The sequence below is a fragment of the Solicola gregarius genome, assembly GCF_025790165.1.
Lineage (GTDB): Bacteria > Actinomycetota > Actinomycetes > Propionibacteriales > Nocardioidaceae > Solicola > Solicola gregarius.
Genome location: NZ_CP094970.1, coordinates 830,165 through 849,663, shown reverse-complemented (window position 1 = coordinate 849,663; position 19,499 = coordinate 830,165). Strand labels below are relative to the sequence as shown.

General features: G+C 65.6%; 10 protein-coding genes. 9 read left to right on the top strand and 1 reads right to left on the bottom strand.

The window, feature by feature from the left end; all coding sequences use genetic code 11:
• Window positions 1-87: 87 nt before the first annotated feature.
• From L0C25_RS04220 to L0C25_RS04195, 6 genes are all read left to right on the top strand, one after another.
• On the top strand, window positions 88-3,327 hold the full coding sequence (locus L0C25_RS04220; RefSeq protein WP_271635169.1) for an AfsR/SARP family transcriptional regulator: 3,240 nt from the start codon (window positions 88-90) through the stop codon (window positions 3,325-3,327).
• A 300-nt stretch (window positions 3,328-3,627) separates the two neighbouring features.
• The gene (locus tag L0C25_RS04215; protein WP_271635168.1) at window positions 3,628-4,677 is read left to right on the top strand and encodes a ParB/RepB/Spo0J family partition protein; all 1,050 of its coding nucleotides are present in this window, start codon (window positions 3,628-3,630) and stop codon (window positions 4,675-4,677) included.
• Between the two features lie 76 nt (window positions 4,678-4,753).
• Window positions 4,754-8,740: a type VII secretion protein EccCa gene (eccCa, locus tag L0C25_RS04210; RefSeq protein WP_271635167.1), complete on the top strand. Its 3,987-nt coding sequence runs from the start codon at window positions 4,754-4,756 to the stop codon at window positions 8,738-8,740.
• 103 nt (window positions 8,741-8,843) lie between these two features.
• Window positions 8,844-10,496: an alpha/beta hydrolase gene (locus tag L0C25_RS04205; RefSeq protein ID WP_271635166.1), complete on the top strand. Its 1,653-nt coding sequence runs from the start codon at window positions 8,844-8,846 to the stop codon at window positions 10,494-10,496.
• Between the two features lie 1,197 nt (window positions 10,497-11,693).
• Complete coding sequence (locus L0C25_RS04200) at window positions 11,694-14,921, top strand: AfsR/SARP family transcriptional regulator (protein ID WP_271635165.1); 3,228 nt, start codon at window positions 11,694-11,696, stop codon at window positions 14,919-14,921.
• Between the two features lie 339 nt (window positions 14,922-15,260).
• Complete coding sequence (locus L0C25_RS04195; RefSeq protein ID WP_271635164.1) at window positions 15,261-15,434, top strand: hypothetical protein; 174 nt, start codon at window positions 15,261-15,263, stop codon at window positions 15,432-15,434.
• A 333-nt stretch (window positions 15,435-15,767) separates the two neighbouring features.
• Here the strand turns inward: L0C25_RS04195 and L0C25_RS04190 are convergent, their stop codons facing one another.
• A complete protein-coding gene (locus L0C25_RS04190; RefSeq protein WP_271635163.1) occupies window positions 15,768-16,013 on the bottom strand; it encodes a hypothetical protein in 246 nt (81 codons plus the stop codon).
• Window positions 16,014-16,734: 721 nt separating this feature from the next.
• Between L0C25_RS04190 and L0C25_RS24130 the strand changes: the two genes are divergently transcribed.
• The 3 genes from L0C25_RS24130 (at window position 16,735) to L0C25_RS04180 (ending at window position 19,336) form a co-directional block, all read left to right on the top strand.
• The gene (locus L0C25_RS24130) at window positions 16,735-17,130 is read left to right on the top strand and encodes a peptidase inhibitor family I36 protein (RefSeq protein ID WP_408641668.1); all 396 of its coding nucleotides are present in this window, start codon (window positions 16,735-16,737) and stop codon (window positions 17,128-17,130) included.
• A gap of 944 nt (window positions 17,131-18,074) precedes the next feature.
• Window positions 18,075-18,497: a peptidase inhibitor family I36 protein gene (locus L0C25_RS04185; protein WP_271635162.1), complete on the top strand. Its 423-nt coding sequence runs from the start codon at window positions 18,075-18,077 to the stop codon at window positions 18,495-18,497.
• A 500-nt stretch (window positions 18,498-18,997) separates the two neighbouring features.
• Window positions 18,998-19,336: a hypothetical protein gene (locus tag L0C25_RS04180; RefSeq protein ID WP_271635160.1), complete on the top strand. Its 339-nt coding sequence runs from the start codon at window positions 18,998-19,000 to the stop codon at window positions 19,334-19,336.
• The last annotated feature ends 163 nt before the right edge of the window (window positions 19,337-19,499 follow it).

The window sequence follows — 19,499 nt, the reverse complement described above, 5'->3', positions numbered from 1 at the left end:
GACCGTCGGTAGGATCGAGACTGCGGCCGTGGCTCGCGCCACGGCGGGAGCCCGGTTGTCGACCGGGGCTCCGAGTTGTTTGGGCGGGTGAGCACAGTCGTGGACTACCAGGTCCTTGGCCCGCTCGAAGTGCACCGCGACGGCCGTCCGGTCGAGGTCACAGCTGGCAAACTACGGATTGTGCTGGCAACACTGTTGCTCCGCAGCAACCGCACGGTCAGCATCGGCGAGCTCATCGACGTGCTATGGGACGGCGCCGACCCGAACAACGCGCGAGCGATCGTACAGAAGTACATCTTGCGGGTGCGTCGCATCCTTGGCGACGACGTTATTCGCACTGACCTGGATGGATACCGCCTGGTAGTCGCGGACGGTCAGCTCGATCTGCTCCGGTTCCGCGGACTACTCGCAGACGCTGATGCAGCGTCGGCCAGCGGGGACCCTGCTGCGGAGTCGCGGATTCTGAGTCACGCGCTCAGTCTTTGGAGCAGCCAGTCGCCGCTGTCGAATGTGTCCTCCGACTCGCTGGTCCAGGACGAGCGCCCGCGACTGGTGGAGCTGTACCTGCGCACCCTGGAGCGTCGGGTCGAGCTTGATCTGCAGTTGGGTCGTCACCGGGAGGTCGTCGGAGAGCTGATGACGCTGGTCAAGGAGCATCCGCTGCATGAGCGATTCTGGGCCCAGTGGATGCGTGCACTGCACGGATCCGGGCGAACCGGTGAGGCCCTCGGGGCCTATCGCGAGGTGGCGACGCTGCTGCTCGACGAGCTCGGTGTCGCGCCTGGCAGGGAGCTGCGCAAGGCGCACGAGACGATCCTGCAGGCCGACGCGGAGTCGGCTGAGCGCGTCGACCAGGACGTTCTGCCCGCCGTGCCCCATCAGCTGCCGATCGCGAGCAGCGGCTTCGTCGGGCGCAGGGGTGAGAGCGACCAGGTGGCAGGGCTGCTCGGCTCGGCCGTCGACGGCGGATCGGCGCTCGTACTGCTCATGACCGGTCCGGCAGGCGTCGGCAAGACCACCCTTGCGGTCCACGCCGCGCACGCATCCGCGGCAGCGTTCCCCGACGGCGAGTTGTACTGCGACCTTCGAGCATATGCCCCGGGTCCGGATGTCAGCGTCGAAGAGGTATTGGGTCGGTTCATGCAAGCGCTCGGCCTGCCCGCCGAGACCATCCCCATAACGCGCCCCGAGCAGACGGCCACTTACCGGTCTCTGTTGGCGGACAAGCGGGTACTGGTTGTGCTCGACAACGTGCGGACTGAGGACCAGGTCCGCGACCTGCTGCCCGGTTCCGGTGGCTCGGCGGTCATTGTGACCAGCCGAAACGAGCTCGCGGGGCTCGTCGTCGATCCCGGCGCACACCAGATAGGGCTCGACGTACTCTCGCCGGACGAATCACGAGAGTTACTCACCCAAGCCGTCGGGCGCGCGCGAGTGACCCGTGAGGATGCGGCGGTTCGCGCCCTGTCGGCGCTGTGCGGCGGGCTCGCGCTGGCACTGCGACTTGCCGCTGCTCATCTGGCCTTGCACCAACGACTGTCGATCGCCGAGTACGCGGAGCAGCTCCGCGCGCATGGTGCGTTGGCCGCCCTGCGAGTGGAGGGCGACGAGCGTGCCGACTTATCGAGTGCGTTCAGCTGGTCGTACAGCCTGCTGTCCACAGATCAGCAGCGACTCCTCAGGATACTGAGCACGATCGCCGAAGCCGACTTCTCGGTACGTGCGGTCTGCGCCGTTCTGGATTCGGACGAGAGGACGACAGCCAGGCTGCTCGACGAGCTGGCGGCGGCGAGCCTGCTGATCCGTGCCGAGCGGCGCTACCGGTTCCACGACTTGATCCGGAGCTACGTGTGGCAACAGTGCCTGATCGAAGAGTCCCACGCCGACCGGCTACGAGCCAGGGAGCGGCTTCTCGACTACTACATCGCCATGACCGACCTCGCCGTACAGCCTGTCATGACCGTGAGCAGGTTGCCACGAGCGACGACCGACCTCACGGTGGTTTTGGATCCGGAGCCCTCGCTGGATCAGATCGATGAGGACCGGCCGGCCATCATTGCGGCCGTACGAGCGGCGGCGGCGGACGGCCCATATGAGAAGGCGTGCTATCTCGCGGACGCGCTCCGTGGCTACTTCATGCTTCGCGGCCACACCGTTGACTGGCTCGCGGCCGTCGAAGGCGGGTTGCTCGGCGCGCAGCGCGCCGGATATCGGGAGGGGATCGCCGCGATGCTGAATAGCCGAGGCGCTCTGCGATACCACACCGGCGACACGACTCACGCGAAGGAGGACCTGACCACCGCGGTCGAGCTGTACGAGGCCCTCGGTGTAAGCGGCGCGAACGCGGCCCGGATCAACCTCGGGATCATCGCGCAAGCCAGCGGACGTTTGGAGGAGGCGATAGCGCATCAGGAGGAGGCGATGCGTGGCTACCGCCGATTCGGTGAGCCGTCGCTCGAGACCCGCGCGCGGGAGAACCTCGTACTCGCGCTGATGGAGTCAGGCGACCTGCAGCGCGCCCAGCGGGAGAGCGCCGAGCTCGAGGACGGACACGGTCAGGCACGCGGCCATCTGTCGCGAGGGGTGATCGCCATGCTCACGCGCTACACGGGCGACCTTCGCCGTGCGGTCGACCTCCTGTCGGCGGCCGCGCGGGTCGCCGAGTCCCACGGTGACCGCCGTCTCGAGGTGGGTCTTCGAGACGAGCTCGCGAACTGTCATCTCGAGCGCGGTGCGATCGACGAGGCCCATCGCATCGTCATCGAGAACATCACCGGAGCCAAGCGTGACGACCCGCGCAATGTCCCCTACGTACAGACCACGCTCGCGAAGGTCTACCGTGCGCAGCAAGACACAGAGCGCGCTCGACGACAGTTCGAGTATGCGCTGAGCGTTGCCACGGAGATGCGAGACACCGGCGTGCAATGCGATGTACTGACGAGTCTTGCGGGTCTGGAGCTCGGCGTCGGCGACTCGGACGGGGCGATGCGTCGCGTCACTCACGCGACTGAGCTCGCTCGTGACTCGGGTCGTATGCTCCGCGCGGTGCACGCCGATGCCGTTCTCGCGGGATGCCTGCGGAGCATGCGACGTGAAGACCAGGCGCGGGACGTTGCCGAGGCGGCGCTTTGGTCTGCGCACAAGTGTGGCTACCCGTTGGGCCAAGGCATTGCGCTGGAGCGCCTTGCTGATCTCGACTTGGACAGCGGCGACGCGCCGACCGCGGTTCGACGGTTGGACGAGGCAGCGGCGATCTACTCGACGATCGGATCGGTTCGGGTCGATCAGGTCCGACAGGTGAGGCGCGTGCCGGAACGAGAAGGCTGACCGAGGCTCCACCGGCGTTCGACCTCGCAAATCGGTACGAACGTTATCGTCATAGACCGGTCTGAGATACAAAGACGGACAGCGTCTGGAAGAGCCAGATTCGAGTGCGCTCTCCCTCGCAATCGAACGGCGCCGCGCGCCCGGGACCACCGTCCCCGTCGCGGGCATGCGCACACCCCTTACCGCTGGCCGGATGACGCGGCATCGGCGCGGCATCGGCGCGGCATCGGCGCCTACCAGAATCGCTGATCGTCAACGAGTTGCGACCGATGGTAGGCGTTGAACAGGGGAACGTTGCAGATGAGCACCGAGCAAGCGCACAGCGTCCACCGGACAGCGGTGACCGCGGGCGCCTTCGGGTCCGTGGCGCAGTCCGTCGACACGGTGACGATCACGTCGTTGCGGCCGGCGATATCGCCGCGCAACAGAGAGAACCCGGAGCACGTACAACTGCTCGCCTTGATCGAGTCGGAGTTGCCTCCGATCGTGGTGGACAAGGCATCGATGCGAGTCGTCGACGGTATGCACCGGCTGCGCGCCGCGGGCATCCGCGGCGAGACCGAGATCGACGTTCAGTGGTTCGAGGGCGACGCCCGATCGGCGTACGTGCTGTCGGTACACGCGAACGTCGCACATGGTTTGCCGCTGTCAACGTCTGAGCGCATGAACGCGGCCTCCAGGATTCTCCGATCCCACCCCGAATGGTCCGACCGGATGGTCGCGTCGACGACCGGTCTAACAGCCACGCGGATCGAGTCGATCAGAGCCGCGGAGACCGAGGACACTAGTTCCGGGGTACGACGCATCGGCTTGGACGGACGCATTCGTCCGTTAAACGCGGCCCGCGGCAGACTTCGGGCCGGCGAGCTGTTAACCGCTCGCCCGGAGGCGAGTCTCAGAGAGATCGCGGCAGAGGCCGGCGTGGCTCCATCCACCGTCATGGACGTACGACGTCGGCTGCGGTCCGGACTCGACCTCGTACCCGAGCAACAACGCAAGTCCAGTCCGCAATCGCCCAGCGTGCCGGCCGTCGAGCGGAGGATTCGGTCAGTAGGTAAGACCTGGCCGGACGGGCGTCGCGAGCCGGCGCGGCCAACGCGCCGGGCGACTCATCTGCACCACCTACGCAGAGATCCGTCCCTGCGACTCAACGAGGTGGGACGGGCGCTGCTCCGTTCCTTCGAGCTCGATCTCACCTCCCGGGATGAGCGGACGAAGGTCGTCGAAGCCGTTCCGCCACACTGCGTCGAGACCGTCACCTCCATTGCGCGCGAGACGGCTCTGGCATGGAACCAGCTCGCCAACGAACTCTGCGCGCGTTCCCAACAGGCGCAAGCCTCCGACGACTGACCACGCCGGACCGCAGACCTCAAACCTGACTCGATGATCCCGATCGTCGAAGTCGCGACGCCCAGTGGGGGCTCAGATGACGACAACCGTGGTCAAGCGGCCGCCGCGGACGGCGCCGCCGACCGTGCCCGAAAATTCGCTGTCGATCGCTGAACCGCCGGCCCAGCAGCAGGCTCCACCGGCCGCGACCGGAGCGGCGATGATCCTGATGCCGGTCGTCGGCGGAATCGGATCCCTGACACTCGCGCTGTCCAACGCCGGACACAATCGCCTGATCGCGGTGGGCGCACTTGCTGCCCTGGTTGGATCGATCACTGTCGGCCTGGTGATGATCCTCTCGCAGCGGACGGGGCCACGCCGCCTGCTGCGGCAGGCGCGCGAGCGCTATCTCAACTACATCGATGACCTTCGCCACACCCTGCGACGTACCGTCGCCGCGCAAAGGGACCTCGGCGCGTGGTGTCATCCGGCTCCGGAGGTGCTGCCGGATCTCGTTCGCAACGACCGCCGCCGGTGGGAGCGGCGTCCCGGGCACGCGGACTACCTTTGCCTGCGCGTGGGGGTCGGTGATCAACCCGTTCAGGCGGGCTTGCGGCTGGAGGCGGACACCGGCCCACTTAACGAGTTCGATCCACTGTGCCTCGATGCAGCCGTTTCGCTGCTCGATCGATACTCGATCATCCAGGACGCACCGATTCCGATCGACCTGCGAGGAGTCGGAATGCTCGGTGTCCGCGGTGACCCGGACGTCGCACGGCGGCTGGTGACGGCGATGGCGTGCCAGTTGGTTGCCTTTCACAGGTATCGAGACGTACGACTCGCCGTGGTGCGATCTGTCTCGCGATCGGAAGCGTGGGATTGGGTGAAGTGGCTGCCGCATGTCCAGGCCGGTGACGAGGTGATGGACGGTGACTTGCCTGCGAGGCTCGTCGCCGCATCCGTCGCCGATGCGTTTACGCTGCTGCAACCCCACATCGAGCGCCGGATCGGCGCACGTTCCCGCGAGCGCGACTCCGACCCGCTGGAGCACGTGGTCGTGATCATCGACACCGAGCAGTCCGCGTCACTCGCGCCGTCCGATCTGCCGGACGTGGAATTCAGTCTGGCCGAGCTCGGCATCCACCTGATTGTGATTCAACCGCCGCAGGCCGCGGACCTGTCCTTGGCCGACGAGTGGATCACTGTCCGCGCAGATGGGTCCGCCACACTGGAGGCCCGGAGTGCTCCGTTCGATGTCGACCGCGTCCCGATCGGCTGCCCGACGGTCATCGCGCGTCTGCTCGCTCCGCTGAGGCTCGCAGCTGACCTCGGAGCCAGCGAGCCGCGCCCGGAGCACACCGTCGACCTCCCGGAGATACTTGGGGTCGACGACCCGGGCGCACTGAGAACGGACGTGACCTGGCAGGCCCGGTCGCCCAGAGACCTGCTCCGTGTTCCAATCGGGGTCGGAACGGATGGCCGAGTTGTCCCCCTTGATCTAAAGGAGTCCGCCCACGGCGGAATGGGACCGCACGGCATGGTCGTAGGCGCCACCGGGTCGGGAAAGTCCGAGATGCTCCGCACCCTGGTGGCGTCCCTGGTCATCGGACACGCTCCCGACCGATTGGCGCTGTTGTTGGTCGACTTCAAGGGCGGCGCCACATTCGCGGCGTTGAAGAACGTCCCGCACCTCGCGGGGATGATCACCAACCTGCAGGACGACTTGTCGCTGGTCGACCGCATGTACTCGGCACTGTTCGGTGAGATACTCCGCCGTCAGGAGCTGCTCAAGCAGCGGGGGAACCTGCCGAATGTCTCGGCTTACCAGGCGTTGATCGACTCAGGCGACAAACTCGAGCCGCTGCCGCACCTGCTGGTGATCATCGATGAGTTCGCCGAGCTGCTGACCGCCAAGCCCGACTTCGCCGACCTGTTCGTCGCAATCGGCCGGATCGGCCGATCGGTCGGTGTTCATCTCCTGCTTGCCACTCAAAAGCTGGAGATGGGTAAGATCCGTGGACTCGAGTCGCACTTGTCGTATCGGATCTGCCTGCGGACGTTCTCCGAATCCGAGTCCCGCGACGCGATCGGCACACCGGACGCCTACCACCTACCGTCCGAACCGGGATCGGGCTACCTCAAGGTCGACACGTCCGTATTCGACCGGTTCAAGGGCGCACTGGTCTCCGCGCCGTACGCCGCGCCGTCGGACGCGCCCAAGACGGAGGTGCCGGTCGTCCCGTACGTTGCCGTCAACGGCATCGGCGCCTGGATCGCCCAGCGTGGCATTGATCGCACGGCCGCCAGCACAGACCTCGAAAGAGTCGAGGGCGCCGGCACCGACTCGCGGAGCTCCGTGCTCGACGTACTGTGCGAGCGCCTCGTCGCCGCCGGAGTCGATCAGGCCCGACCGGTCTGGCTCGAGCCGCTGCCGTACGGATTGCCGCTCGACCGAGCACAGGATCCGGAACGGCGCGGAGAACCGGCGACAATCGAGGCTGCCTTGGGTGTGGTCGATGATCCGTCCCGTCAGCGTCAGTTTCCGCTCACGTGGGACTTCGCCGGCGCCGACGGCAACCTGGTGATCGCCGGAGCGCCGCAGACGGGCAAGAGCACGCTTGTCCGCACACTGGTCAGTTCGCTCGCGCTGCGTTACGCACCCGGTGACGTCGCGTTCTACTGCGTGGACTACGGCGGCGGGAGCCTGCGTGGCATCGAGAACCTCCCGCACGTCGCGTCGGTCGCGACCCGCCTGGACCCTGAGCGGATCGGCCGCACGGTCAGCGAGGTCGTCTCGCTGATCGAACGTCGTGAGGAGCAATTCCGCGATCATGGTCTCGACTCGATGTCCGCCCTTCGTGATGCGCGAGCCGATGGGCGGTTCGGACCGGACCTCGCCGGCGACATCTTCCTCATCGTCGACGGATGGGGCAGTTTCCGTGAGGACTTCGAATCGTTGGAGTTCGCGATCGGTGAGATCGCGGCCCGCGGCTCGAATTACGGCGTGCATGTCATTCTCACCGTCGCGCAGAATCTACAGGTTCGAATCCGGATGCAGTCAAGTTTTGGCGGACGACTCGAGCTACGCCTGACCGAGGCGTACGAGAGCGGGATCGGTCGCAAGCTAATGGAAGCGCTACCCAAGGACGTACCCGGCCGCGGGCTCGTGCATGTCGGCGACGGCCTCGTTTTCCACGCGGCGTTGCCTCGCATCGACGGCCACGGCACGACCGACGACCTTCCGGCAGCGCAACGGCAGCTGATGGAGGTCGCACGCGCCCGGTGGACCACTGCGGTCCAGCCGGTAGAGGTGCTGCCGCAACAGGTCCCGGTCACGAGCCTCCCCGTCGTGGAGCGAGGCGACCTGACGATTCCCATTGGCCTGTCGGAACGCAACCTCGAGCCCGCCGGTGTGAGCCTGTTCGGGGCTGACCCGCACCTGCTGGTGTACGGCGACGGTGAGGCGGGCAAGACAAATACACTCAGGCTGCTGCTTCGACAGCTGACCGCGTCGCGAACGACCGACGAGTTGGCGTTCATCGTTGTCGACTACCGGCGGAGTCTGCTCGATGCCGTCCCACCCGAGTACCTCGCCGCCTACTGCACCAACGACCAGCAGACCGCCGCCACCGCTGCCGACGTCGCGGGCGCCGTACGCGACCGGCTACCACCCGACGACGTCACCGCCGAGCAGGTTCGTCGGCGTAGCTGGTGGAACGGTGTGGACGTCGTCATATTGGTCGACGATTACGACTTGGTGGCCAACCCGTCGGGAAATCCGCTCCACGCGCTGCTCGAGTTCCTCCCCCAGGGCCGCGACCTCGGCCTGCACCTGGTCGTCGCACGCCGAACTGGTGGGTTGTCTCGAGCCATCTTCGAGCCGTTCCTGCAGAGGCTCAACGACCTCCAGACGCCCGGTGTTGTGCTGTCCGGCGACCGCACGGAGGGTCGCCTTGTGAACGGGGTCGTCGCACGCCGCCTCCCGGCCGGTCGCGCGATCTACGCCCCGCGCGGTGGCGTTGCGGGCCAGCTCCAAATCGCGCTGCCGGACGACTACGACTCCCTGCGGTCGTCGGGCAGCTGACTCGCCCAACGCGCAGTGGTGACTCGGACTTCTGCGCCCTCAACTACGACAGATAAGGAGCCCATACCCAATGACGTGTGCAAGCGAACGCAGGAGCTTCACCATGAGACGATCCCAGGTCGTCTGTCTCGCCGTGCTCGCTCTCGCATTGAGCGTCGTCACGTCGGGCACCGCGGTCGGCTCGGTCAGCGGCGCAGACAAGGCGCGAAGTCAACACGAACTCACGTCGCCGCCCGCTGCGAACGCTGACGTGGCCGAGGTCGACTGGCGCCAGTGTGACGACGAGCCTGGCTACGACTGCGCAACCATCCAGGTCCCCCTCGACTACGACCAACCGTACGGCGAACAGATCGACCTTGGGCTGCTCCGGGATCCTGCGGACGATCCGAGCCGACGTATCGGCTCACTGTTCGTCAACCCCGGTGGCCCCGGCGCTAGCGCCGTCCAGTTTGCCGCCGACGCGGGCCGAGAACTCGGTACGAAGGTCAGGCAGCGGTTCGACATCGTCGGCGTCGACCCGCGGGGCGTCGGCCGCTCGACGGCGGTCACTTGCACAGGGAAGTACCGGGACCATCCGGTGCATCCGCCGGTCGCGTTTCCGTTCGGTGACGAGGAGGAGACCGGTTGGTTGCGGGCTGACGCGAGCGACCGCACGTTCTGCGCGAACCACCACAACGCTGTCTTCGACCATGCTTCGACTGCCGACAACGCACGCGACCTGGACCTTGTGCGCGACGCCCTCGGCGAGGAACGGCTGACCTACTACGGGATCTCGTACGGTACCTATCTCGGTCAGACCTACGCCGCGATGTTTCCCGACCGTATACGCGCGATAGTGCTCGACGGCGTGCTCGATCCGATCGCCTGGTCGAAGGGTCACGGCAGAAGCGGGCACCGGCTGGGATTCTCCACCCGACTGCGAAGCGGACGAGGCGCGTACGAGGCGCTGACGTCCGCGCTAGTTGAGTGCGATCGTGTCGGGGCCGAGCGCTGCAGTGCGGCCGGTGACGCGTATGGAAAGTGGCGCACCGTCGTCAGAAAGGCGCGCAATGGGAAACTCGCGGTGGACGGTCAGCCGATCTCGTATAGTAGCGTCGTCAGCTACCTGCTCGGGGGGCTTTACGAGCGTGGTCTCTACGAGCAACTCGCACAGTACGTGCAATACCTGTACGTGCAGTCGACCTCGAGAACCGGGTCACGGGCCTATCAACGGTCGCAGGCCGCGGCCCTGAGGATCACCGGCCGGCTGCGTGATCTATTCAATGACCGCCTCCGCCGCGGCTTGTACGCTGCCGATGCGTACGACGAGCCGGAGACACGGACCGTCGCCGACCCGTTCGCCGCGGTCGCGTGCTCTGACTCGGCGAACCCCGATGATCCAAGGGCATGGATACACGCAGGCAGGCGCGACGACCGCATAATGCCCTGGTTCGGGCGGCTTTGGACCTGGAGGTCGTCGATCTGCGCAAGCTGGCCGGGATCGCCGAGCGACTCCTTTCGCGGTCCGTGGAGGACCCAGACCTCGTCGCCGGTACTCGTCGTCGCGAATGCCCATGACCCTTCCACGCCGATCGGTGGGGCGCGGGTTGCCAACCAGCTGTTCGACGGGTCCCGCCTGCTGATGCTGGACGGCTGGGGACACGGTGCGTACGGCGAGAGCACCTGCGTAACCGAATACACCGAGCGCTATCTCGTGACGCAGCGACTGCCCGAATCGGGCACTGTGTGTAAGCCCGACCTGCCGCTGTATCCGTGAGCGGCCAGAGCGCCGGATCGATGCCGACGCCAGGACCACACCACCGACTGGGAGGGGCCTCCGCTAGAGATGAACATCAAGACGATCACTGCAAGCGCCGCCCTTGAGACACTCGTCGTCATCGGTTGCTCGACCAATGCCATGGCCCTGGATTCCTCTGTAGCAAAGGACTCGGACAACGCGCAGGTCGCGGAGTGTTGGCCCGCGGCGTTTGACAAGAAGGGACCGGACCTGTGGGGAGGCGAGACCTTCCGGGCGTCCTTCTGCACCAACATCTCCGTTGCCCCGATCTACACGGACGAGAGCTGGCCGACCCCGCGGACCGACTGCACACGACCACCTCAGGGTTCGTGTGCAAGATCGACGGCGGCCCGCGCATTGAGGAGAGCGGCCCGCACCCGAATCGGTGGCTCTACACCCACGGAGACGACGAGGGTGAGTCGGGCTGGGTGTCCGACAAGTACACTACGCGGAGACCAACCCGGTCCCCAGCTGCTGATCCAGACCGATCTCGACGGCAGGCACTCTCACCGCCGCAGCGGGAGCCCGCCGATCGGATCTCGGCGCTGCCGGCGACTGCTCCTGGCACTGAACCTCGGCCCGGACCTGGTGGGCTGCACGAATCGGTTACGCGGCCAATTCGCTCACCGCCTCGCACCACCCTGTCGGCCAGCAAGGCCCCGCGGGCTCGTCGCTAGCTTCCAAAGGGGAAGGGTCCTGATCCGCCTCGAACCAAAGGGGACCAAGGTCGGATCACTGCCTGGAAACCCGTTCGCTCCAGAAATGCCACGGGACCGTCATACTCACTCGAGGCGAGCCAGTGAACCGCCCCGGAGAGTCCGGAGACTCCGGACTCTCCGGGGCGGTTCACAGAGTCGCCGGCCGACGTCATGGGCCGCACTGGCGAGTCTGCGGATATGGCGTCGGCCTGTGCCCGCCAAAGGTGCGCACGAGTTCATCCAGCGCAATCGAATCGCCGGTGCTTGGCTACACTCGGCGTACGCGGATCCGGCCCGACGGGTCGGATCGCTACCTCAACGGTGACGTGCACCCGTCCATGCGGATCCGACGAGGCGACTCGATGGGTTCGACTGTCTGAGAAAAACCCGGGCTGCGAGGCACCGGATCGCCGAACACGCTGCGATCTGTGCTCGGATTCTGGACCGGTGACGAATGGCATGGACGGTGAGTACGGCCATGGAGTACAGAGTTCTGGGCCCCCTCGAGCTACTCGAGCACGGTCGCGTGGTCGAAGTCAGAGCCAGCAAGCTGCGTATCGTCCTGGCGACGCTCCTCCTGGGCGCCGGGCGCACCGTCACCATTGACGAGCTCATCGACCTTCTGTGGGACGGGTCGGCGCCGAAAAACGCTCGCGCCGTCGTACAGAAGTACGTCATGCGTGTACGTCGGATCGTGGTGGGCGACACGATCCGCACAGAACCCGACGGCTATCGAATGCTCATTTCCGAAGATCAATTGGATCTCACCCGATTCCGTGCCCTCGTCGCCCAAGCCGACATGGCTGCGAAAGCAGAGGACTTTGGCGCCGAGTCGGAGGTCCTCAATCGTGCACTCGAGCTCTGGAGCGGGAGGTCACCACTGATCAACGTTTCCTCGGACGGGTTGGCGCGCTCCGAGGTCCCGCGTCTGATCGAGCTCCACACGGGCACATTGGAGCGACGTATCGACCTCGACCTGCGGCTCGGGAGGCATCGCGAGCTGGTCGGCGAGCTGGTGACGCTCGTGAGGGAACATCCGCTCCGGGAGCATTTCTGGGTGCAGTGGATGCGGGCGCTGCACAAATCGGGGCGCACGGGGGAGGCGCTCAGCGCGTACCGGGAGATCTCCGGCGTCCTCGCCGACGAGCTCGGGGTCGGTCCTGGCGAGGAACTGCGAGAGGCGTACATGTTGATCCTGCGCGACGACGCCGAGTCCGCCGAACCTGCCGCCGAGCGTCTCTCCACACCTCACCTCTTGCCTATCGCAGGCGCAGGCTTCGTCGGTCGGACAGCCGAACGGGGCGAGATAGCGGAGTCATTGCGGAGCGCTGCAGATGTGGCCGTCGCTCCGGTCGTGCTGATCACCGGCGCCGCCGGCATTGGCAAGACGACACTCGCCGTCCACGTCGCGCATGGCGTCGCCGACGCGTTCCCTGACGGCCAGCTCTACTGCGACTTCAGGGCGTACGCGCCGGGCCCCTCTCTCAGCGTGGGTGAGGTACTGGGTCAGTTCCTGCATGCGCTAGGGCAGCCAGCCGAGACCATCCCGATCGCCCGGCAGGAACAGACCGCGACGTACCGGTCGCTGCTCGCGGGCAAGCGAGTCCTGATCGTGCTGGACAACGTCGCCAGTGAAAAGCAGGTGCGCGAGCTACTGCCGGGCGCCAGCGGCTCCGCGGTTTTGGTCACAAGCCGTAACGAGCTGACCGGTCTCGTGGTCGACCCCGGTGCGAAGCGGGTTGGACTCGACGTCTTGTCTCCTCAGGAGTCGCACGAGCTTCTCGTCCATGCCCTTGGTGCAGAACGGGTGTCTGCCGCCCGCGGTGCGATGCGGTCCCTGACGGCGACATGCGGTGGACTCGCGCTGGCGCTACGCCTGGCCGCAGCGCATCTGACCCTGAGACCGGGACTGTCTATATCGGACTACGTCGGACAGCTACGCCGTCATGGTGCAGTATCGGAACTGCGGGTCGAAGGTGATGAGCGCGCTGACCTGTCGGGCGCCTTCGGTTGCTCGTATGACCAGCTGAGGCCGAAGCGGCAATATCTCCTGCGAATGCTGAGCCTGGTCGCCGACACCGCCTTCTCCGTCCACGCCGCCTGCGCGGCGATGGACTTGAACGAAACGGAGATGTCTGCACAACTGGAGGAACTGGCGGCGGCGAGCCTGCTGATGCGCTCCGGGAAGCGCTACAAGTTCCATGACCTGATTCGGCAGTACGCCTGGGAACAGTGCCTGCTGAAGGAGTCCGATGCGCAGCGGATCCAGGCAAGGGAGCGCCTGCTCGAGTACTACATCGCGAAGACAGATCTCGCGGTTCAACCGGTGCTACCACTCAGCAGGCTGCCGCGAACGTCGCCTCACGCGCCGCCGGCATTAGAGGACTCGCCGACTCTTGAGTCGGTGGATGACGACAGACTGGCGATGATCGCGGCAATCCGCGCCGCCGCCACGTACGGTCCCTACGAACTCGCCTGCCAACTGGCCGACGCACTCCGCGGCTACTTCGGCCTTCGTGGCCACAGCGTGGACTGGCATGCCGCGGTCGAGGGTGGCATCCGGGCGGCGGAACACGCCGGCTACCGCGAGGGTCTGGCCGCCATGTACAACAGCCGGGGCGCCTTGTGCTACTACACCGGTGATGTCGTCCGCGCCGAGCGGGAGCTCACCAGAGCGGTTGAGCTGTACGAGGGGCTGAACTCCACGGGCGCGAACGCCGTTCGGATCAACCTGGGAATAATCGCCCAGATCTGCGGCAATCTCCCTGAGTCGGTGGCGCATCTGGAAGCCTCGATGCTCGGGTACCGAGATGCGGGCGAACCGGCGCTGGAGACGCGCGCACGCGAGAACCTCGTGCTCGCACTGGTCGAGTCCGGTGACTTGGCACGCGCGAGCGCCGAAAGCGCTGAGCTAAAGGCAGCCGCTGCCCGCTCCGTTGGACATCTCGAGCTCGGCGCGGCCGCAGAGCTCGACCGGTACATCGGCGACCTTCATCGCGCAGCCGAAAGGCTCTCGGCAGCGGCCGACGAGGCCGCAGCACATGGGGATCGTCGCAACACCGCAGGTCTCCTTGATGAATTGGCCAACTGCCTTATCGAGATGGGCGAGATCGACCGCGCACATCGGATCGTCACCGAGAACATCGCCGAAGCTGAGCGGTACGACCCACGGAGCCTCCCCTACGTACAGACCACGCTCGCCAAGGTGTTCAAGGAGCGCGGTAACGTCGCGCGCGCTCGCCGTCAGTTCACATACGCGCTGGGGATCGCGACGCAGATGCACGACCTTGCGGTGCAATGCGATGTACTCACCGGCTGGGCAGACCTCGAACTGGTTGACGGTGACACGCAGCGAGCGTTCGAAAGGGTGAGCCAGGCAGTCGAACTCGCGCAGAGCTCCGGGCGACGACTGCGCCTCGTCCACGCCACCGCCGTACTCGCCGCCTGCCACCGCGCAGTGGGGAGCGCGCGGCGAGCACGCGAGATCGCGACGGAAGCCCTTCAGATTGCCGTTGAGTGCGAGTACCCCCTCGGCGAGGCGACCGCCCGGCACCAGGTCGCCGAGTCCGCGATCGCAGACGGCGACGCTGACGACGCGCTCGACGCGTGGACACGGGCGGCGTCGATCTATTCGGATCTCGGGTCGGCCCGTGCCGCCGTGGTACGACAGAGGCTTGCGGAACTCCAGAGCCATGCGCGGAATTAGTCTCGCCTCCCCGGCTACCGGGGAGTTGATCGCTCCAATGTTGGGCTCGGCGCGGCGGCGGATGGAATCGGCGTGGACCCGACGTCGACGATGCAAATCTGTCAACCAGGCGGACAACGTGCTGAGCAGGAGACTGGTCCCATACATCGAGTCGGGCAATACGCCGACCCAACCGACCCGGCGGTGTCGGTGTCAGTGCCGGGACGAGAATCCGTCGTGAGGTTCCACTTGCCTTGTTGCTTCCCGCCATCTCCCAGCAGCTAGGCGACAACCAAGGCCCACGTGCGACCCCTCGCCGAGTCCGATTCGTTTCCGCCGATCGTCGTGAGTCGATGGGCCTTGCGGATCGTCGACGGCATTCACAGGTTCCAGGCGGCAAAGGCCCGCGGCGAGGCCGAGATCGACGTCCACTGGTACGACGGCGACGACCGATCGGCCTTCCTGTTCTCCGTACCGGCCAATATTCGCCAGCGTTTGCAGCTGCCCGCGCGGGAGGGTCTGGCGGCGGCCTGATTCGTTCGAGCGCGCTCCGGGTGGCCCGACCGCCTGATCGCATCGACCGTCTGCATAACTCCGCAGGCGGTCGAGACGGTTCGCTCGGGGGCTGGCACACCGACAAACGCGATCCCCGCCTCATAGGTCACGAGCTGACCGACCCGACCGGCGGCCGACGACGCGTCTAGAGCCTGATCGCAGCTGAGACGCATGGCGCGGGCTTCCGATCGAGACGTACACCGGGCCAAACCGCGCGACCGACAGCGACGGGCTGTATAAGCGGTGATCCGCACAACTTGTGGGTCCACGTCACCGACTGTCGGGGTGGGGCATTCGTAACGTCCACGGCCCCTACGGCCGGCGTGCGATGCTCCAGACGATCGGATCTGCGGCGAACGCGCCCGTGACCGGCTGGTATCGGAGCTCCTTCAGGGAGCGTCCGGCCGGCGTCAGCGCGACCTCGCACGCGCGCCTCGTGTGTCCCGGTGGGAAAGCACGCTCGACCTCCTCGGGGCCACAGGATCCGAGGCCGCCGAGCACCAGAAGCTCCTCGGCCGGCTTGTCCTCGGTGTCGTAGCCAGTCAGATCAGTGGACACGCTGGCACCTGTGGCGTCGTCAGGTCCCCGGTTAGCCAGCGAGTAGTGCACGTACCAGGGGGTCATTCCCTTATACCTGGCGGACTGCTGTAACCGGCGTAGTTGGCGAGACTCGCCTCTGTCGACGGCCGTCACGGTCACATCGAGCTCACCTGCTCGAGCGCCGGTCAGCGGACCGAAGCTCACTCGAGCGGTGTCGTTCACCCGGAGTTCGGTGCGGGCGGACGCCTGTGGTTGGTCCCCGACGGTCTTCTTCGAGCTGTCGGAAACGGAACAGGCGACCGCGGAGACCAGCACCAACACGGTCAGCAGGCACATGGGACGAGGAGACCGAGAGCCATGGTTCATTGGCATCATCGTGGGGAAATTACCAGCCGTACCTCGGCCAGGTCGCCTCGTTCGTCTGCGTGGCCAGATGGAGTCGAACACGAAGCGAGGCACTATCGATCGGCACGTGAGGCGCGAAGCGACGCAGGTCACAGAAGCGGTGATACCCGGCAAGCAGGCGATGCATGGCTGATCGCTGACGCAGTCTCGATGACTCGTGTCGGCGAGGAAGGTCGCTATCGACTGATCCCGGTGGATCGATCCAGAGTATTAGCGTCAGATGTTTGGGGTGGCAGTGAAATGGAATCGGGTTGCGCGAGTATGTGAGTCGCGGGCCAACTGTATGGCTCGAAATGCCGCACAGGCGGTTGAAGACCACGGGTAGGAGCCAACTATGAAACGTCGACTCATCTATTTGATTGCAGTCGCTGCTGCGGCTGGTGCGATTGTTTCCGCGCCTGTCAGTTCCGCTTCGGCCTCGGTAGGTCCCGAAGAGAGGCGGGATTCTCCGGGCGCCTGGGATCGGTGTGAGGAGGACGAGTTCTGCTTGTTTGAGGACGCAAATGGCGAAGGAGAAATGTACTCCCTTGCCGCGCCCATAACCATCCCCTATCTAGGTTATTTTTGGAACGATAGGACAAGCTCCATTTGGAACCGCAGCCGATACGATGTCGAAACCTTCACCGCCGCCGATCTCCAAGGTAGGGGGCTATCATTCACGCCTTATGGTGCGCCAGTAAACCTATCTCTCCCGCACAACGACTCAATTTCGTCTCTCGATGTCCGTTAACTCGGTGAGTCCACGCCCCTTGTCGGCGTCACTGCGTGGGTGACGGACGGCGGATGTCCTGCAATTGGTCAGCCGCGTGCCCGCGGCACGAGAGGTTGGCGCACCATAACGCACCAAATAGCCTGGGACTGACGAGGCCGGGGACGGACACCTGCGGAAACGGGCGCCCGCGGGAGTCAGTGCGAAGATATGCAAGCTGTGGAACCGGAATGGCATCGTGCTGGCAGTTGGCGGAGCCATACTGGATAGCGTCGGGCAGGTGACGTCGAGGAGTTCAACGGGAACAGGAGTTGCTGCAGCTCAGACGGTTGCAGTTCCCGGGTCGGCGCCGGGCCGCGTGCATGCTGGCCAGTTTCGCCTGATGTCCCAACGCCCGAGACGGGTCAGTGCCTCCATTCCATCCACAAGCCAGCCTTAGAGCCCCTAGCACCGAATCGGATACGTGCACATGAGGATGCAATTGATTGGTCGTGTGGCGGCCCAGTCATCGCACTTGCTGGTGCAAGCGGTCCCGCCGCGGCATCGGTACCGCGGCCGCTGGGCCCACGGCGATGGTCGGTCCATGCCAGTCAGATTTCTACCGTTTGATCGACAACGAGAGGATTCGAGTCTGCGCGCGTGCACGGGCATGAGGCTCGCTGTAAGGATTGTGCCGAGAGGGCATTTGGCGAATGGCTCGAGATCACACCAAATGTCGGTCGCGGTGGCCTGTACGACGCATGTGGCAAGCAAGGATGGCACGACTCGATGCGAGTCTCCTACAACGGCTTAACAGGATTCGTCGCGATCGCGCGCGTGGAATAGCCTTGGAGAGGCATGGAGGCGGCAAGAAAACGAAGGTCTTGAATGCCGTTTGGTATTCCGCCATATTGCGATACGTAAACTCCGCTGGGTGCTTTCATCTCTGTCGGCGTTCGTAGAATAAATTCGAGAGGAAGGAACGTATGCGTAAGATTCTCATTGGATCCGCCTTGGCTACTGCCGCGACACTTCTCGTGGTGCCGGTCAGCCCCCAAGCGACGGCCGCCGTAATTCTGGGGCCGTCACAAACTGATGCAGCGACTGCGAGCGGATGGGATAGGTGTCCGCACGGCTCGGCTTGTCTCTTCGAGGACGCGAACGGTCAAGGTGACATGTATCTGGTCCCACCAGTTTTCGACGGCGGTCCTCCCCGTTACATAGGTGACGAATGGAACGACAGGGTCAGTTCTGTCTGGAACCGTAGCCGGCTTGAAATAGACCTGTACACGGATTATCCGAACGTCGGAATGGAGATCCCGCTCATCTATTACGGTCCGCCGACCAACCTGCCCGCGACCTCCAACGATGCGATATCTTCGTACTCGGTCCTTGATTGGGGCGTGTAGGCAGCGCTCTGCCCCAAAATGTTGGTCGACCACGCTTGCCGGCAGGAACCCCGACTCGCCAACCTTCGCGCCCACGGCGACCCATCGCCGGTAGCGGACCTAACGGGCAGGACGCGCCACTGCGCGATCCCAGTCGCGATCGAGGTCAGGAGGTTTGCGTGTCGACTTGCACGGCTGGCACCGGTGATCGAGGGGCATCGAGCAGGTCGGGCCCATCCGGTCGGGAAGTGTCGCCGGATCGGGGGAGCGTTCCTCGTCCGAGCGGGCCGGACGGGGAAGAGGTGCGTAGAGCAGGGCATCGTGCCGCTCTACCCTTGCTCGGCACGACGACGCCGGTCTTCCGATCTTCGGTTGTGTTCCCGCGAGTGCGACGGCACCGGCGACGACGAGCGCAACAGCCGAGACAGCAAATGCTGTTGTGTAGCCGGAGGCCGTGGGAAGGCCCAGGTCCGCGTCGCGTCCGAACGTCCACGCCGATGGATCGCCTCTACGATTGGCCCATGCCGCTCGCGTTCTGGGTCTGCGCCGCCGTCACGGCGATCAGCGCCGCCGTCAGCCTCGGCTACTCGATCGCCGGGCTCGTCGCTGCCGGGGACGCCGATCGCACGGCCTCGATGTACGCGTCGGCGCGAAGCGCGGCACTGGCAGTCGTCGCCGTCGCTGCCATCTTCGTCGGCTCGGTGCCGTTCCTGGCGGCGGTCGCCGTCGCGATGGTCCTCGTCCAAGCCGCGGACACTGTTGTCGGCAGGCTCATCCGCGACCGGCTCAAGACGATCGGCCCCGCCGCAACGGCGGCAGCCAACCTGGCCGCCTCGATCTGGCTGTGCACGAGTGCCTGAGCGTGGGGCTGTCCTTCGCTCCTGATCGGCGAAGCGCCACATTGAGGCTGTACAACGGACAGGGTGTCGTTGGTCAGACGATCGCCGCGGGGCCGATCTGTACGTCGACCGGTTCGCTCATCAGGGCGACCGTGTCGGCAAGCAGCGGTGCATGGTCGGGGTC

What these genes read in the sequence shown, in the direction of transcription:
- L0C25_RS04215 (WP_271635168.1), top strand. Translation starts at nt 3,628, where the DNA reads ATGAGCACCGAGCAAGCGCACAGCGTCCACCGGACAGCGGTGACCGCG.
- eccCa (WP_271635167.1), top strand. Translation starts at nt 4,754, where the DNA reads ATGACGACAACCGTGGTCAAGCGGCCGCCGCGGACGGCGCCGCCGACC.
- L0C25_RS04205 (WP_271635166.1), top strand. Translation starts at nt 8,844, where the DNA reads ATGAGACGATCCCAGGTCGTCTGTCTCGCCGTGCTCGCTCTCGCATTG.
- L0C25_RS04200 (WP_271635165.1), top strand. Translation starts at nt 11,694, where the DNA reads ATGGAGTACAGAGTTCTGGGCCCCCTCGAGCTACTCGAGCACGGTCGC.
- L0C25_RS24130 (WP_408641668.1), top strand. Translation starts at nt 16,735, where the DNA reads ATGAAACGTCGACTCATCTATTTGATTGCAGTCGCTGCTGCGGCTGGT.
- L0C25_RS04185 (WP_271635162.1), top strand. Translation starts at nt 18,075, where the DNA reads ATGCGTAAGATTCTCATTGGATCCGCCTTGGCTACTGCCGCGACACTT.
- L0C25_RS04180 (WP_271635160.1), top strand. Translation starts at nt 18,998, where the DNA reads ATGCCGCTCGCGTTCTGGGTCTGCGCCGCCGTCACGGCGATCAGCGCC.